Source organism: Pseudomonas sp. H2_D02 (assembly GCF_054677635.1).
The window spans coordinates 4,770,507-4,786,992 of sequence record NZ_CP162816.1 but is presented as its reverse complement, the minus strand read 5'-3'; the positions used below and the strand labels follow the sequence as shown (position 1 = coordinate 4,786,992).

The window sequence follows — 16,486 nt, the reverse complement described above, 5'->3', positions numbered from 1 at the left end:
CGGGCCGATGCCTATTCTTCCAGCGCCACCAGCACGCTGCCCTCGCTGACCATCTCACCTTCCTGGCAATACAGCGCCGTGACCACGCCGGCCTTGGGCGCACGGATGCTGTGCTCCATTTTCATCGCCTCCAGCACAACGAGTTGTGCACCGGCTTCCACCGTCTGGCCGGCACTTACCAACACCCGCACGATACTGCCGTTCATGGGCGCAACCAGGCTGCCATGAGGGTTGTGACTGGCCTCGGCGGCGGCCAACGGGTCGTATGACTCGACGCGATGCAGATCACCCTGCCATTGCAGGTAGAGGCTGTCGCCCTGGCGAATCACGCGGTGGCCGCGACGCACGCCATTACGCTCTATCACCAGGTGCTCGCCCTTGAGCTCGGCACAAAGGGAGGCACTGTCCAACGTCACCGCGCGGTCCTGACCTTCACAGCTCAGATGCAGGGCGGTTTCCCGTGGCAGTCCGAGGCGCAGCCCACCGGTGTTGCTCCAGGGAGAATTCGCGTCATCGGCGCGGGCGTGCGGCTTGAGGCTCAAGGCGAAGGCCTGGGCGGCCGCGTGCCAGAAGTCGTCATCCAATTCGCCTGGCTCGGGCAGCAGTTGCGCCTGGTAACGTGGAATAAATCCAGTGTCCAGTTCCGCAGCGGCAAACGCCGGGTGACCGACGATGCGCCGAAGGAATCCGATATTGGTCTTCAGACCGCCGATTGCGAACTCGTCGAGCATCGCCAACAGGCGCAAACGGGCCTGCTCGCGGTTCTCGCCCCAGGCGATCAGCTTGCCAAGCATCGGGTCGTAGAAAGACGAAATCTCGTCACCTTCTTCAACGCCGCTGTCGACCCGCCGCCCTTCGCCTGCAGCGGATTCGCGGTACAACGCCAGGCGCCCGGTGGCGGGGAGAAAATCATTGGCCGGGTCTTCGGCATAGAGCCGTACTTCGATGGCATGTCCCCGCAGCGGTACTTGCTCTTGCGTGATGGGCAGCGGCTCGCCGAGGGCGACGCGGATCTGCCAGGCGACCAGGTCCAGTCCGGTGATCGCTTCAGTGACCGGATGCTCGACCTGCAGCCGGGTGTTCATCTCCATGAAGAAAAACTCACCCCGCGCGTCCAGTAAAAACTCTACCGTGCCCGCGCCGACATAGCCGATCGCCTGGGCCGCACGCACCGCGGCTTCGCCCATCGCCTGGCGCAATTGCGGGCTGAGGCCCGGCGCAGGCGCTTCCTCGACGACCTTCTGGTGCCGACGCTGGATCGAACAATCCCGCTCGTTGAGGTACAGGCAGTTGCCATGTTGGTCGGCGAACACCTGGATTTCCACGTGGCGTGGCTTGAGCAGGTATTTCTCCACCAGCATGCGCGCATCGCCGAACGACGATTGCGCCTCACGCTGCGCCGAAGCCAAGGCTTCGGCCAGTTGGCTGACGTCTTCCACGACTTTCATGCCTTTGCCGCCGCCGCCCGCGGTTGCCTTGAGCAACACCGGGTAGCCAATGCGTTCGGCGGCGGCGCGGAAGGTTTCCAGGTCCTGGGCTTCACCGTGGTAGCCGGGCACCAACGGCACGCCAGCGGTTTCCATCAAGGCCTTGGCGGCGGATTTGCTGCCCATGGCGTCGATGGCCGAGGCGGGAGGGCCCAGGAAGATCAGCCCGGCTTTTTCGATGGCCCTGGCGAACCCTGCGTTCTCGGAAAGGAAACCGTAGCCAGGATGAATCGCCTGGGCACCGCTGGCCTGGGCCGCGGCGATCAATTTGTCGATTTGCAGGTAACTGTCGGCGGCCTTGCTGCCGCCCAGGTCGACGCAGATATCGGCTTCCCGACAATGACGCGCGTTACGGTCCGTGGCGCTGTGCACGGCGACAGTGGCCAGGCCCATGGCCTTGGCGGAGCGCATGACACGGCAAGCGATTTCACCGCGGTTGGCCACCAGTAGAGAGGTGAGGGCAGGGGCGCTCATCGACGCGGCTCCTTGTTATGTGACTCGGCTTGCCAGTTCGGCGGCCGCTTTTGCAGGAAAGCCCGCAAGCCCTCCTGGCCTTCGGGGCTGACGCGTATCCGGGCGATGGCGTTCTCGGTGTAGCGCCGCAACGCCGGGGTGAGTGCACCGTTGCCGACCTCACGGAGCAGTTCCTTGCTGGCGCGCATGGCCGCCGGACTGTTGAGCAGCAGATTGTCGATCCAGTGCTGGAGTTGATCGTCCAACGCCTCGGCCGGGTAACTTTCCGACAGCAATCCAATCTCTTTCGCACGTTGTCCGCTGAAACGCTCCGCGGTCAGGGCGTAGCGCCGCGCCGCGCGTTCGCCAATGGCCTGCACCACGAACGGGCTGATCACCGCAGGCGCCAGGCCAATCCGCACTTCCGACAGGCAAAACTGCGCTTCGTCGGCGCCGATGGCCATGTCACAGGCGCTGATCAGGCCCAGTGCACCGCCAAACGCGGCACCTTGGACCACAGCCAATGTAGGAATCTTCAGTTTGGCAAGGTTGTACATCAGCTCCGCCAGTTCCCGGGCGTCGTCGAGGTTGGTGTGGTAGTCGAGCTCGGCGGACTGTTGCATCCAGGCCAGGTCGGCGCCGGCGCTGAAGTGTTTGCCACGGCCACGGAGCAACAGGAAACGCAAGGTCGGATCGCTGCCGACCTCGTCCAGGGCGAGGATCAGCTCGCGGATCATCTCGGCGTTGAACGCGTTGTTCTTTGACTCGCGGCTGAGCCACAACGTGGCAAAGCCGCGTGGGTCAGTGTGCAGTTCGAGGGTGTTGTACTGAGTCATGGGCATTTTCCCGATTACATCCTGAACACGCCGAAGCGGCTCGATTCGATGGGCGCGTTCAGCGACGCGGACAAGGCCAGGCCCAATACGTCGCGGGTCTGCGCCGGGTCGATGACGCCGTCGTCCCACAGCCGCGCGCTGGAATAATAGGGGTGCCCCTGTTCTTCGTACTGGTCGAGAATCGGTTGCTTGATCTCGGCTTCCTGGTTGGCGCTGAACGGCTGTCCGCCGCGTTCGGCCTGTTCGCGCTTGACCTGCACCAACACGCCGGCGGCTTGTTCGGCGCCCATCACGCCGATCCGGGCATTCGGCCACATCCACAGGAACCGTGGATCGTAGGCGCGACCGCACATGCCGTAATTGCCCGCGCCAAAACTGCCTCCGATGATTACGGTGAATTTCGGTACCCGGGCGCAAGCCACGGCGGTCACCAGTTTCGCACCATGCTTGGCGATGCCGCCGGCTTCGTATTTCTGGCCGACCATGAAACCGGTGATGTTTTGCAGGAACAGCAGGGGAATCCCACGCTGGCACGCCAGTTCGATAAAGTGCGCGCCTTTCTGCGCGGCCTCGGCGAACAGGATGCCGTTGTTGGCGAGGATGGCGATCGGGTAACCGTGCAGATGGGCGAAGCCGCACACCAGGGTTGTTCCGAAGAGCGCCTTGAATTCATCGAATACCGAGCCGTCGACGAGGCGTGCGATGACTTCCCGCACATCGAACGGCTGCTTGGCGTCGGCCGAAACCACACCGTACAGTTCGTCGCCCGAGTACAGCGGGGCGATGGGTGCACGCTGCTGCAGCTCGCCGAGTTTGCGCCAGTTGAGGTTGGCGACGCTGCGGCGGGCCAATGCCAGGGCGTGTTCATCGCTGTCGGCGTAATGGTCAGCCACGCCGGAGATCTTGCAGTGCACATCGGCGCCGCCCAGGTCCTCGGCGCTGACCACTTCGCCGGTGGCGGCTTTTACCAACGGCGGGCCGGCGAGGAAGATCGTCGCCTGCTGGCGAACCATGATTGCCTCGTCGGCCATCGCCGGCAGATACGCGCCACCGGCGGTGCAGGAGCCCATGACTACGGCAATCTGCGGAATACCCTGGGCACTCATGTTGGCCTGGTTGAAAAAGATGCGGCCAAAGTGCTCACGGTCGGGAAACACTTCGTCCTGGCGTGGCAGGTTGGCGCCACCGGAATCCACCAGGTAGATACAAGGAAGGCGGTTCTGTTGGGCGATGGCCTGGGCGCGCAGGTGTTTTTTCACGGTCAGCGGATAATACGAGCCGCCTTTGACCGTCGCGTCGTTGGCGACGATCATGCACTCGATACCTTCCACGCGACCGATGCCGACGATCACACCGGCTGCCGGGACGTCTTCTCCATAGACTTCGTAAGCCGCCAGCGGACTGATTTCCAAGAACGGCGAGCCTGGGTCCAGCAAGCGATTGATGCGCTCGCGCGGCAGCAGTTTGCCCCGCGATGTGTGCCGCTCCTGCGCCTTGGGCCCGCCGCCTTGCTGGACATGAGCGAGCAAGGTGCGCAAGGCCTCGACTTGTCCGAGCATCGCATCGCGGTTGGCGATGAACTCCGGTGAGCGAGCGTTGAGCTGAGTATGCAGAGTGGCCATGGTCAGCTCCGTTAGCGGGTTTCGTTGAACAGTTCGCGGCCAATCAACATGCGACGGATCTCACTGGTGCCGGCGCCGATTTCGTACAGCTTGGCGTCACGCAAGAGACGGCCAGCCGGGAATTCATTGATGTAGCCGTTGCCGCCCAGGATCTGTATGGCATCAAGGGCCATTTGCGTGGCGCGCTCGGCGCTGTAGAGGATCACCCCGGCGGCGTCCTTGCGGGTGGTTTCGCCGCGCTCGCACGCCTGCGCCACTGCGTACAGATAGGCGCGACTGGCGTTGAGCTGGGTGTACATGTCGGCGACTTTGCCCTGGATCAGCTGGAATTCGCCGATGCTCTGGCCGAACTGCTTGCGGTCGTGGATGTACGGGACGATCAGGTCCATGCACGCCTGCATGATGCCGGTCGGTCCGCCGGACAAGACCACGCGCTCATAGTCGAGGCCGCTCATCAACACTTTCACGCCGCCGTTGAGCACGCCGAGGATATTTTCCTCAGGCACCTCGACGTCATCGAAAAACAACTCGCAGGTATTGGAGCCGCGCATGCCGAGCTTGTCGAATTTGTTGCTGCGGCTGAAACCTTTCCAATCGCGCTCGACGATGAACGCAGTGATGCCGTGGGCGCCTTTTTCCAGGTCGGTCTTGGCGTAGATCACGTAGGTGTTCGCGTCGGGGCCATTGGTGATCCAAGTCTTGCTGCCGTTGAGCACGTAGTGGTCGCCACGCTTGTCGGCCCGAAGCTTCATCGAGACCACGTCGGAGCCGGCGTTCGGTTCGCTCATGGCGAGGGCGCCGATGTGCTCGCCGCTGATCAGCTTGGGCAAGTACTTGCTCTTCTGCTCATGGGTGCCGTTGCGGTTGATCTGATTGACGCACAGGTTGGAATGGGCGCCGTAGGAGAGGGCGACCGAGGCCGAGCCGCGGCTGATTTCTTCCATGGTGACGACATGGGCCAGATAGCCCAGGCCGGCGCCGCCATATTCTTCGGGGACGGTGATGCCCAGCAGGCCCATGTCACCGAACTTGCGCCACATGTCGGCGGGGAACAGATTGTCGATGTCGATCTGTGCAGCCCGAGGCGCCAGCTCTGCCTTGACGAAGGACTGCACCTGGTCGCGCAACATGTCGATGGTTTCGCCGAGGGCAAAATTCAGGGATGGGTAGCTCATGGGGCACCTTTTGGATTTTTTGTCGGGTGTGGGGAGCGGCGTGGCGGCTCTCACCTTTACGTTAACGTAAGCTTGTGACGAATGGCTGTCAATCGCTCTTTACGTTAACGTCAACTTGGGCGAGAGTAAGGCCGCTCTTGCATGAGATTCACCGATACATCCATTAATAAAAACAAGAGGGCGCGTCATGGATCAACCCGGTTCTCACCCGCAACTCAGCTACACCCGCGGTTCCCAGGCCAAGGCCTTGCTCGCGCAGACCATCGGCCAGGCGTTTGACCAGACTGTCGCCGAATTCCCTGACGGCGAGGCGCTGGTGGTTCGCCACCAGTCGCTGCGCTACAGCTGGCGAGAACTGGCCGAAGCGGTTGATCTGCACGCTCGGGCGTTCCTGGCGCTGGGCTTGCAGGTTGGCGATCGCTTGGGCATCTGGGCGCCGAATTGCGCCGAGTGGTGCATCAGTCAGTTTGCCAGTGCGAAGATCGGCGTGATCCTGGTCAATATCAATCCGGCGTATCGCGCCTCTGAATTGGAGTACGTGCTCAAGCAATCCGGTTGCCAGTGGCTGGTGTGCGCGGGGTCGTTCAAGACCTCGGATTACCACGCCATGTTGCAAGTGTTGGTACCAGAGCTGGCAGAGCAATCGATCGGACAATTGCGAAGCGAGCGCCTGCCGGACCTGCGCGGGGTGATCAGCCTCGATTCGCAGCCGCCTTCGGGATTTTTACCTTGGTCGCAGATGGCTACCCTCGGTGCAGCGGTGTCGCCAGGGCAACTGACTGAACGCCAGGGGAGCCTGCATTTCGATCAGCCGGTAAATATCCAGTACACCTCAGGCACCACCGGATTTCCCAAGGGGGCGACCCTCAGCCATTACAACATCCTCAACAACGGCTACATGGTCGGCGAAAGCCTGGGCCTGAGCGTTGATGATCGGCTGGTGATCCCGGTGCCGTTGTATCACTGCTTCGGTATGGTCATGGGCAACCTGGGGTGCGTGACGCACGCCAGCACCATGATCTACCCCAACGATGCCTTCGACCCCTTGCTGACCCTGCGCACCGTGGCCGAGGAAAAAGCCACGGCGTTGTACGGCGTCCCCACCATGTTCATCGCCATGCTCGACCAGCCACAGCGAGGGGATTTCGACCTGTCCAGCCTGCGCACCGGAATCATGGCGGGGGCCACTTGCCCCATCGAGGTGATGCGGCGGGTCATCAGCGAGATGCACATGGCTGAGGTGCAGATTGCCTACGGCATGACGGAAACCAGCCCGGTGTCGTTGCAGACCGGTCCCACGGATGAGCTGGAATTGCGCGTGACCACCGTCGGGCGGACCCAGCCGCAACTCGAAAGCAAGATCATCGACGCGGCGGGCGATATCGTCCCGCGCGGGACCATCGGCGAACTGTGCACGCGCGGCTATAGCGTGATGCTCGGCTATTGGAACAACCCCAAGGGCACCGCCGATGCCATCGATCCGCAAGGCTGGATGCACACCGGCGACCTCGCGACCATGGACGAGCAGGGCTACGTGCGCATCGTCGGACGTAACAAGGACATGATCATCCGCGGCGGAGAGAATGTTTACCCCCGCGAGCTGGAAGAGTTCTTCTTCACCCACCCCGCGGTGGCCGATGTGCAAGTGATCGGTATTCCGTGCTCGCGTTATGGCGAGGAGATCGTCGCCTGGATCAAATTCCATCCCGGCCACAGCGCCACCGAGCAGGAACTGCAGGCCTGGTGCAAGGAGCGCATCGCCCATTTCAAGACGCCGCGTCATTTCAAGTTCGTCGAAGATTTTCCGATGACGGTCACCGGCAAGATCCAGAAATTCCGCATGCGTGAAATCAGCATGGAAGAACTGCGCGATAACGAAGGCTGAGCAAGATCCCCCGTGGGAGCAGGCTCGCTCCCACACAAAACCAAATCCTGGAAAGCACAAAGGGGAGCCGAAGCTCCCCTTTAATTTTGTCGTCGCGTGCTCTTTTTTTATTATTGAGGGGCGGCCTGTTGTTGTTTTTGGCAGCCGTGGCCCTTTACCGCTGTTTATGGCGATCCCCATCCGGGATCAAGAGCAAACGTATTTTTTTGAGCGCTGATCTGCTTTTTCGCCTGGCGATCCAACCGATTCGGGAGCTACCTGAAGGTAGTTTTATTGTTCTCTGCCCGGTTGCGGGTTGCTCCTGGAAGCACCCTGAAAAGCACATCTTCTCCAAAAAAATCTGTTAGCTGCGTCTCTGCCGTGTTGTTTTTGTTATGTCAGAGTCGTTTCGTCTTGTTTTTATTGGGTTTGTCGCTTTTTTTTATTCTTGTTGTGCAGGAGATATAGCAGGTGCCGTGCCAACTTTAAAAAATCCATATAAATCAATTGGTTGAGTTTTTTGTCGGAAAATCCATCCCGCGAAACCCTGACAAATTGTTTCCGTGTTACTCGTTTCACCCCCGTTACAAACGGGGGCGGTAACACCTCACTGCGCCAGCCGCGCCTTCGCAACGCGCGAACCGGTCGGACGGCCGAGCACGTCACAAATCTGCCGGCCCGCGGCGATGAGCGCGTCCAGGTCGATGCCGGTCTCGATGCCGAGGCCATTGAGCAGGTACAGCACGTCTTCAGTCGCGACGTTACCGCTGGCACCCTTGGCATAAGGACAGCCACCCAGGCCTGCGATGGAACTGTCGAACACGGCGATGCCCTCCAGAAGGCTGGCGTAGACGTTGGCCAGGGCCTGGCCGTAGGTGTCGTGGAAATGTCCCGCAAGTTTGTCCCGAGGCACGTCGGCGCTCACCGCCTCGAACATCCTGCGCGTCGCGCCGGCGGTACCGGTGCCGATGGTGTCGCCCAGGGACACTTCATAGCAGCCCATTGCGTACAGCTCCCGGGCGACCCAGGCCACTTGCTCAGGCTTGACGTCGCCTTCGTAAGGGCAACCCAGCACGCACGATACGTAGCCGCGCACGCTGACACCATTGCGCGTCGCCGCCTCCATGATCGGGGCGAAGCGCTCCAGGCTTTCCTTGATGGTGCAATTGATGTTGCGCTGGGAAAACGCTTCGGACGCGGCGGCGAACACCGCGACCTCTTTCACGCCTGCTGCCAGCGCGTCTTCAAAACCCCTCAGGTTCGGCGCCAAGGCGCCATACGTCACGCCGGGCTTGCGCTGAATCTGCGCGAAGACTTCGGCCGAGCCGGCCATCTGCGGCACCCATTTAGGCGAGACAAAGCTGCCGACTTCGATGTAACCGAGGCCGGCAGCGCTCAGTGCATCTACCAGGCGTACCTTGTCGGCGACGCTGATGGGTTGCGATTCATTCTGCAGGCCATCGCGCGGGCCGACTTCGATCAGGCGTACAAAGGAGGGGAGGGACATGGGGTTGACCTGTAGTAGTGGGGAACACGGCTCCTTTTGTGGGAGCGGGCTTGCTCGCGAAGACGGAGTGTCAGTCGACATCGATATTGACTGTTCGGGCCCCTTCGCGAGCAAGCCCGCTCCCACAATGGAATCGCTTGTTACTGGACGATTTCCTCGCCCTTGATCGTCTGTTCCAGCGCCTGGATGCAGCGTTCCTCGGCGGTGTCCAGCTCCAGCTTCATCTGTTCGATATCCAATAGCTGCTGTTCGAGCTGCTCACGGCGCTCGGCGATTTTCGCCAGCATGCTGTGGAGTTGTTTCTGGTTGCCGCTGCTGGGGTCGTACAGTTCGATCAGCTCGCGGCACTCGGCGAGGGAAAAACCAATGCGCTTGCCACGCAGGATCAGTTTCAGGCTGACCTTGTCCCGCGGTGAGTAGACACGCTCCTGGCCACGGCGCTCCGGGCTCAACAGGCCCTGTTCTTCGTAGAAGCGGATGGCGCGGGTGGTGATATCCAATTCGCGGGCGAGGTCGGAGATGCTGTAGGTCTGGCTGCTCATGGAAGCGCTCGAAACGAAAGAGGTTGGCGCTAAGCTAAAGGCAGGTTGACGTTCACGTCAAGCAATGAACTGTCGACGAAACCTGTGGGAGCGAGCCTGCTCGCGAAAGCGGTAGTCCAGCCAATATGAACAGTGACTGACCCGACGCTATCGCGAGCAGGCTCGCTCCCACATTGGACAGGCTAAACCCTATCGAGCTTCTTCTCATGGGCCGTCACCTGCTGGCATAGCTCGATCATCTGTTCGCGCATCCAGCGGTTGGCCGGGTCCTGGTCGGTGCTTTCATGCCAGTAGAGATGGGTTTCCACCGGCGGCACATCGTTGACGGGCACGTGGACCGCATGCAGATCGTGGCGGCGGGCAAAACGTTCAGGAACCGTCATGACCATGTCGGTCTGCTGCAGCACCTGGGAAGCCATCAAATAATGTTGCGAGCGCAGGGCAATCTTGCGCTGGATGCCTATTTTGCCGAGGGCCAAGTCGACATAACCCAGGCCGTTGCGGCGACTGGAAATATGCACGTGGGTCTGGGCCAGGTAATCGTCAAGACTGAGCTTTTCCTTGCCTGCCAAAGGATGGCCCTTGCGCATGGCACACACGTAACGGTCTTCCAACAACTTGACGTGGCGCACCTGCGGATCGGTGTTGAGCGGCGCATCGACCGCGAAGTCCAGGCGCCCGGCGGCCAGTTCCTTGGTGGTTTCCCGGCGCTTGGACAGGAAACTCTCGATGGCCACGGTCGGCGCCAGTCGGCGCAAGCGCTGGAACAGCGGCGGCAGGATCACGCCTTCGGTGAGGTCGGTCATGCTGATGCGGTAGGTCTTGACGGCTTGCAGCGGATTGAAAATCCGGCTTTCCTGCACCGACACCCGTAGCAGCGACAAGGCGTTACGTACCGGCCCGATAATATTCTGGGCCATCGGCGTGGGCACCATCCCTTGGGCGGTGCGCACGAACAGTGGGTCGTTGAAGGTCTCGCGCAAGCGCGCCAGGGCATTGGACACGGCCGGCTGAGTGATACCGACGATCTGCCCGGCGCGGGTCAGGTTGGCTTCGGTGTAGATGGCATCGAAGACAATGAAAAGGTTGAGGTCGACCTTGCTCAGATTCATGGCGCTGCACTCTTATTCTTGGGCTTGTATGAGGTGCCGGGTGGCGATGCAAATCAGTGAACCATATATCGGTGATGAATGTTAATACACGCCGAGAATAGGTTAGGTAAATTTTCGTAGCTCAACTAGCATCGATTCCATGACCTAAAAACAACCTCTGCCAGAAGGTGCTGCCGATGGATTTTGCCTACTCCCCCAAGGTTCAGGAACTGCGCGAGCGCGTCACGGCGTTCATGGATGCCTACGTCTACCCGGCCGAAGCGGTGTTCGAGCGCCAGGTAGCGGAAGGTGATCGCTGGCAGCCCACGGCCATCATGGAAGAACTCAAGGCCAAGGCAAAAGCCGAGGGCTTGTGGAACCTGTTCCTGCCGGAATCCGAACTGGGCGCCGGCCTGACCAACCTGGAATACGCGCCGTTGGCGGAAATCATGGGACGTTCGTTGCTGGGGCCGGAGCCGTTCAACTGCTCGGCGCCGGACACTGGCAACATGGAAGTCCTCGTGCGCTACGCCAATGAAGAACAGAAGCAACGCTGGCTCGAGCCGCTGCTGCGGGGCGAGATCCGCTCGGCCTTCGCCATGACCGAGCCGGACGTCGCCTCTTCGGACGCCACCAACATGGCCGCCCGCGCCGAGCGTGATGGTGATCAATGGGTGATCAACGGCAAGAAATGGTGGACTTCAGGTGCCTGCGATCCGCGCTGCAAAATCCTGATCTTCATGGGCTTGAGCAACCCCGACGCGCCACGCCATGCCCAACACTCGATGATCCTGGTGCCGGTGGACACCCCCGGGGTAAAAATCGTCCGGCCATTGCCGGTGTTCGGCTACGACGATGCGCCTCACGGTCATGCCGAAGTGCTGTTCGATAACGTGCGGGTGCCGTACGAAAACGTCCTGCTGGGTGAAGGCCGCGGCTTTGAGATTGCCCAGGGGCGCCTGGGCCCGGGGCGGATTCACCATTGCATGCGCTCGATCGGCATGGCGGAACGCGCCTTGGAATTGATGTGCCAGCGCGCCGTCAGCCGCACCGCATTCGGCAAACCGCTTGCACGCCTGGGCGGTAACATCGACAAGATCGCCGATTCGCGGATGGAAATCGACATGGCGCGCCTGCTGACCTTGAAGGCGGCGTACATGATGGACACCGTCGGTAATAAAGTGGCGAAGAGTGAAATTGCCCAGATCAAGGTCGTTGCGCCTAACGTGGCCTTGAAAGTCATCGACCGGGCGATCCAGATCCACGGCGGCGCCGGGGTTTCCAACGATTTCCCGCTGGCCTATATGTATGCCATGCAACGCACCTTGCGCCTGGCCGACGGCCCGGATGAAGTCCACCGCGCTGCTATCGGCAAGTTCGAGATCGGCAAATATGTGCCCAAGGAGATGCTGCGTAGCGGGCGCTGACACTCATTCACGCTGATACCGCCATCGCGAGCAGGAATCGCAAATCCACTGTGGGAGCGAGCCTGCTCGCGATGGCGTCCGCCTGGACAGCGAATCAGCTCATTCCTTGACGCTCATGTATTCCTCGGCCCAACGGATATATTCCTCGGGCTGGGTGTAGGTGTGGGTCAGTTCGGTGGCGCTCAGGTCTGATGCCTGGGTAAAGATCTGACGCTGCTCCCGCAGGCTGTCATAGGTGGCCTTGATCGCGGCGAAATAGGCGCCGTGGCCATCGATCGTGACGCGAACGCCCAGTTCGGCCAGGCGTTTATCATCCCGCAGCAACGGATTGCCATAGGTCACGAGCATCAAGGGGACGTTCAGGTTTTCGCTGATCTGCTCCAAATGCTCGAAGTCTTGCACGCCCACCATGCAGATGCCGTCCGCGCCGGCCCGTTCGTATTGCCGGGTGCGGCTGATGATTTCCTGGACCGGCAGGATCCCGGCGTTGGTGCGGGCAATGATCGCCATTTCCGAATCGACCCGTGCCTCCAATGCCGCGCGGATCTTGCCGACGCCTTCGGCCACGCTGATCAGGTCGGTGGATTTGCGGCCAAACTGGGCTGGCAGCAAGGTGTCTTCGATAGTCAGCGCAGCCACGCCAGCGCGCTCGAGTTCGATGATGGTACGCATCACGTTCAGTGCGTTGCCGTAGCCATGGTCGGCGTCGGCAATGAACGGCAACTGGGCCACGCGGCCAATGCGAGTCGCCTGCTCGGCAAATTCACTGAGGGTGATCAATGCGAAGTCCGGCGCGCCCAATACCTGCAACGACGCCACCGAGCCTCCCAGGATGCCCACTTCGAAACCCAGGTCAGCGGCGATGCGCGCCGACATCGGATCAAACACCGAGGCGGTGTGGTAACAGGTCTTGGAAGCCAGCAGTTGACGAAAATTGCGACGCAAATCTTGATGGGAGAGCCTGGACATATGAGTTCCACCAATGGAATGGAAAGGCTTGAGCAAAAATGTCAACGCCGAAAGATCCAAAGGCTATCACGTGGCAAGCGCAGAGATGATGACGAATGCGTATAGGCGATGCCGTTATGGCATCAGGCCAGAGCCCGTCGGCTGGGAAGCCCGTAACACGCCGCTTACGCTGCAACCGCTCGTTGTCCCTGCCAGGGCAATGTCACGGCGCGTACGGTGTCGCCCGGCTGCACTTGCAGGCGTTTGGCGGTGACGCGGTCGACGAGCAGGCTATGGCCGTGTTGATGGGCGCGGGCGCTGGTGACGCGGCAGTTTTCCAGGCGTCGGTTGTGAATCAGCCAGATCGGGGCCTGTTCGTCCGGTGTACCGATCGCCAGCGTCAGCGGCTGGCTGTCGCGCACGCTACGGATCTTCGACACCGGCGCCTCGACCACCGGGCCGCCGTCGAAAATATCAATGTATCCCTTATGGGCGAAACCCTCGGCACTGAGGATTTTCAAGGCCGGTTCGGTGTTGGGGTGAGCCTTGCCAATCACGGCCTGGGCTTGTTCGGTGAGCAGGCAGGTATACAGCGGCTGACGCGGCATCAATTCGGCGATGAATGATTTGTTACCCATGCCGGACAGCTGATCGGCGTAGCTGAAATCCTTCTGGAAGAAGTGCCTCCCCAGGCTGTCCCAAAAAGGCGAGCGGCCCTGTGCATCGGCGTGGCCGCGCAGTTCGGCAATCAGCTTTTCGCCAAACAGGCTGGGGAACTCGGCGACGAACAACAAGCGCGCCAAGGACAGCAGCCGGCCGTTATGGCCCCGACGCTGCTCGGGCCGCAGGAACAACGAGCAGATTTCCGATTGCCCGGTCATTTCATTGTTGAGGAACAATGTCGGGATCTGCCGCTGGATGCCCAGTTCAGGCGCTGAACTGACCGTCACGCCGACGCGATAGTTGTACCAGGGTTCACGAACCCCGACGGCCCCGGTCAGCGCGCTGATGCCCACCACTTGCCGATCATCGTCCTCGAGCACAAACAGGTAGTCGGCATCAGCCCGTTCGACCTGTCCGGCGAAGGTACGCTGGGCCCAGCGCAGGCGATGCGCCAGGCGCTCCTCGTTGGCCGGCAAGCTGGTGAAGCCCGGGCCGGCGCAGCGGGCCAGGTCCAGTAACGCAGGCAGGTCTGTCAGGGCGACGGGACGGACGATCATGAAGCGGCTCCTTCTTCATGCCCGGCGCGGTGTCGAGGGGCGGCATGCAATTCGATCGATCTCACAGGCTCACCACTCGGATCCGCTCACCCTCGGTGATTCCCAGCGCCACCAGCATGTCAGGGTGCAGTGCCACCGGGCCCTCGCCGCTGACGTCCAGGTCGGCGATGATGGCCCGATAACCCGCGAGGCCATCGTTGCTCACCAGATACCGCCCACGGGCATCGATTACTCGGCTTTCCCGGGTGATGACCGAGCGACTTTGGACGATCGAGCGAATGTTCGTGGTTCGACCGTGCAACGTCGGCCCACCGTCGAAGAGGTCCACATAGCTGTTGGTTTCGAAACCCTCGCGCTCGAGTATGTCGAACGCCTCCTGGCCGTCGGGGTGCACCCGACCGATGCAGGCCTGGGCCGCCTCCGGCAACATCGGCACATAAATCGGATACTGCGGCATTAATTCAGCGAGAAAGGTGCGGCTCTGCAGGCCGCACAGGCGTTCGGCTTCGGTGTAGGGCAGGTCGAAGAAGTGCTGGCCGATGGCGTCCCAGAACGGAGAGCGGCCGTCTTCACTGCTGAAACCGACGATTTCCGTAATGACCGATTCGGCAAAGCGCCGGGGATGAGCGCCAATGAACATCAACCGCGCCCGGGACAGCAACTCCGATTCCGGGGTGCGCACGCGAGTCGCGTCGATGTGGAAACCGCGCAGCAATGTCTGGCCGCTGAGGTCCTGGCACAACGACAGCGCCGGCACGCCGTGGTGGATGTTCAGTTCCCGGGACTCGCTGGAAAATGGTCGGTGGCGAAGGCTGAAGAACGGTTCGGTGCAACCGGTGCTGGCGATGATCTCCGAACAACCCACCAAGTGGCCGGACGCGAGGTTCTGCAAGACAAAGAAATAGTTTTCCCCGCCCGGCGCCTGCACGTCCGCTTCGAACGAGGCACACGAGCCGAGGATTTTCTCCCGCAGGCGATCCGTGTCGTCTGGAAGCGAAGTGACACCCACCAGGCTGTCGCGGGCCAGTTGCTGCAGTTGCGGCAAATCGGATAACTGAACTGGACGTAAGGCCAGCATGGATTGCACTCCTGTTCCAGAGAACCCGATGATCTACACCGGGCTTGACGATCACTGTCGATGTCCACGCGTTGAAGCTGAAAACTGATTGATCACCGTCGCGTCATAGGAGCGGTGCGAGATAGGCGCTCCAAGTCCGTATCGATTCGGGACTGCGCAGCAGGTCATTGCGCACTTCGATCAATACCGAATCGAGGCCGCGTCCGTCGCCGTGTACCGGTACTGTCATGTCACTCAGGGGGCTGACTTTGTAAGGTTGATTACCGGCGGCCCGCAGCGAATGTCGCCCCAACCCTTCGACGATGCGCCGGGCATATTCCCCGGCGTCGCCAAACAGCACCCCGGCCTCGAGGGCACGCGGTTGGCCGTAGAACACCGGTGTGAAACTGTGAATGCCCACTACCCGCACGGTCCGCTTATCCGCCAGGCGCTGGTCGATCAACGCCTTTAACTGATCATGAAATGGATGAAAGAGGCACCGCTGCCGGTATTCGCGCGTAGCGTCGTCCAGGGACTGGTTGCCGGGAATCTGATAAATCTCACTTTGGGCCGGGATGCTGTCGGCGACGTGAAGTGGACGATTCAGGTCGATCAACAGCCGCGAGTAGTTGGCGGACAGCAACGTTGCGCCGAGGGTTTCGGACAGCCGTTCAGCCAGGGCCAGGGCGCCGATATCCCAGGCAATATGTTCCTGGGCGGCCGTTTCATCCAGGCCGAGGTCATTCAGCGCGCTTGGGATGAAGCGGCTGGCGTGTTCGCACACCAGCAGCAACGGATGATCGGAATCTTCCCGCAGCAATCGGAAAGCAGGCTTGGTGTACAGACCCGCCTCAGCACATTCAATGGATTCACGCATAGTGTTTACAAGGCTCGGCAAATGACAGCGTCTGGGTCGAGGCCAATTTCCGGGCGTTAAAGGCGAACCAGGTCCCAGCCAACAGGCCGGGCAAGGCTTCGAGTACAGCCTGATCGCGCGGCGGTCCCATGACCTGGCGTTCCGATGGCGTCAAAACCAGGCATGGATCGGTGATCTGGTCTCTGGAGAGAGGCATCCGTGCTCCTTGCCTGGATGAGTGTCGAATTCTTTCATAACGCTCAAAATAGTATTTGGGCAGCAGGTGCTACGTGTCCAGAGGTTTTTACGTTCCGTTTAAAAAGCCAGAAAGTATCTACAGAAGCCTTGTAGGACAAGGGTTTGGCTGGAGCGTCGTCATATGTCAGGCATAGCCTTTTTCA

General features: G+C 61.0%; 14 protein-coding genes. 2 read left to right on the top strand and 12 right to left on the bottom strand.

The window, feature by feature from the left end; translation table 11 throughout:
* Positions 1 to 11 precede the first annotated feature (11 nt).
* Genes AB4N42_RS21790 through AB4N42_RS21775 form a run of 4 tightly spaced genes read right to left on the bottom strand, consistent with a single transcriptional unit; the run spans position 12 to position 5,573 of the window.
* On the bottom strand, positions 12 to 1,961 hold the full coding sequence (locus AB4N42_RS21790; RefSeq protein ID WP_460115322.1) for an acetyl/propionyl/methylcrotonyl-CoA carboxylase subunit alpha: 1,950 nt from the start codon (positions 1,959 to 1,961) through the stop codon (positions 12 to 14).
* Positions 1,958 to 2,776, bottom strand: coding sequence for a gamma-carboxygeranoyl-CoA hydratase (locus tag AB4N42_RS21785; RefSeq protein ID WP_460115321.1), 819 nt, complete (start codon positions 2,774 to 2,776; stop codon positions 1,958 to 1,960). The genes AB4N42_RS21790 and AB4N42_RS21785 overlap by 4 nt, the downstream gene beginning before the upstream one ends.
* 14 nt (positions 2,777 to 2,790) lie before the next feature.
* Complete coding sequence (locus tag AB4N42_RS21780) at positions 2,791 to 4,398, bottom strand: carboxyl transferase domain-containing protein (protein ID WP_460115319.1); 1,608 nt, start codon at positions 4,396 to 4,398, stop codon at positions 2,791 to 2,793.
* Positions 4,399 to 4,409: 11 nt separating this feature from the next.
* Entirely contained in the window at positions 4,410 to 5,573 is a 1,164-nt protein-coding gene (locus tag AB4N42_RS21775; RefSeq protein WP_030140072.1) for an isovaleryl-CoA dehydrogenase, read from the bottom strand.
* Between the two features lie 187 nt (positions 5,574 to 5,760).
* Here AB4N42_RS21775 and AB4N42_RS21770 point away from each other — a divergent pair, with 187 nt between their 5' ends.
* Complete coding sequence (locus AB4N42_RS21770) at positions 5,761 to 7,458, top strand: AMP-binding protein (RefSeq protein ID WP_460115317.1); 1,698 nt, start codon at positions 5,761 to 5,763, stop codon at positions 7,456 to 7,458.
* Positions 7,459 to 8,044: 586 nt separating this feature from the next.
* On the opposite strand, the gene AB4N42_RS21765 is transcribed toward AB4N42_RS21770, so the two are convergent.
* The 3 genes from AB4N42_RS21765 to AB4N42_RS21755 form a co-directional block, all read right to left on the bottom strand.
* On the bottom strand, positions 8,045 to 8,944 hold the full coding sequence (locus tag AB4N42_RS21765) for a hydroxymethylglutaryl-CoA lyase (protein ID WP_460115315.1): 900 nt from the start codon (positions 8,942 to 8,944) through the stop codon (positions 8,045 to 8,047).
* A 140-nt stretch (positions 8,945 to 9,084) separates the two neighbouring features.
* Complete coding sequence (locus AB4N42_RS21760; protein ID WP_030140075.1) at positions 9,085 to 9,486, bottom strand: MerR family transcriptional regulator; 402 nt, start codon at positions 9,484 to 9,486, stop codon at positions 9,085 to 9,087.
* A gap of 182 nt (positions 9,487 to 9,668) precedes the next feature.
* Positions 9,669 to 10,598, bottom strand: a complete 930-nt coding sequence (locus AB4N42_RS21755) for a LysR family transcriptional regulator (RefSeq protein ID WP_198798047.1) — start codon at positions 10,596 to 10,598, stop codon at positions 9,669 to 9,671.
* A gap of 176 nt (positions 10,599 to 10,774) precedes the next feature.
* Here AB4N42_RS21755 and AB4N42_RS21750 point away from each other — a divergent pair, with 176 nt between their 5' ends.
* Positions 10,775 to 12,004: an acyl-CoA dehydrogenase gene (locus AB4N42_RS21750; protein WP_030140077.1), complete on the top strand. Its 1,230-nt coding sequence runs from the start codon at positions 10,775 to 10,777 to the stop codon at positions 12,002 to 12,004.
* Between the two features lie 99 nt (positions 12,005 to 12,103).
* On the opposite strand, the gene AB4N42_RS21745 is transcribed toward AB4N42_RS21750, so the two are convergent.
* From AB4N42_RS21745 to AB4N42_RS21725, 5 genes are all read right to left on the bottom strand, one after another.
* Positions 12,104 to 12,973, bottom strand: a complete 870-nt coding sequence (locus AB4N42_RS21745) for an isocitrate lyase/PEP mutase family protein (protein WP_181286815.1) — start codon at positions 12,971 to 12,973, stop codon at positions 12,104 to 12,106.
* Between the two features lie 164 nt (positions 12,974 to 13,137).
* A complete protein-coding gene (gene astA / locus AB4N42_RS21740; RefSeq protein WP_460115313.1) occupies positions 13,138 to 14,172 on the bottom strand; it encodes an arginine N-succinyltransferase in 1,035 nt (344 codons plus the stop codon).
* A 61-nt stretch (positions 14,173 to 14,233) separates the two neighbouring features.
* Positions 14,234 to 15,250 (bottom strand): arginine N-succinyltransferase, encoded by a 1,017-nt coding sequence (locus AB4N42_RS21735; RefSeq protein WP_198798048.1) that lies wholly within the window; start codon positions 15,248 to 15,250, stop codon positions 14,234 to 14,236.
* 103 nt (positions 15,251 to 15,353) lie between these two features.
* Positions 15,354 to 16,106, bottom strand: coding sequence for an N-formylglutamate amidohydrolase (locus tag AB4N42_RS21730; RefSeq protein WP_217861608.1), 753 nt, complete (start codon positions 16,104 to 16,106; stop codon positions 15,354 to 15,356).
* A complete protein-coding gene (locus AB4N42_RS21725; protein WP_030140082.1) occupies positions 16,099 to 16,302 on the bottom strand; it encodes a hypothetical protein in 204 nt (67 codons plus the stop codon). The genes AB4N42_RS21730 and AB4N42_RS21725 overlap by 8 nt, the downstream gene beginning before the upstream one ends.
* Positions 16,303 to 16,486: the final 184 nt, after the last annotated feature.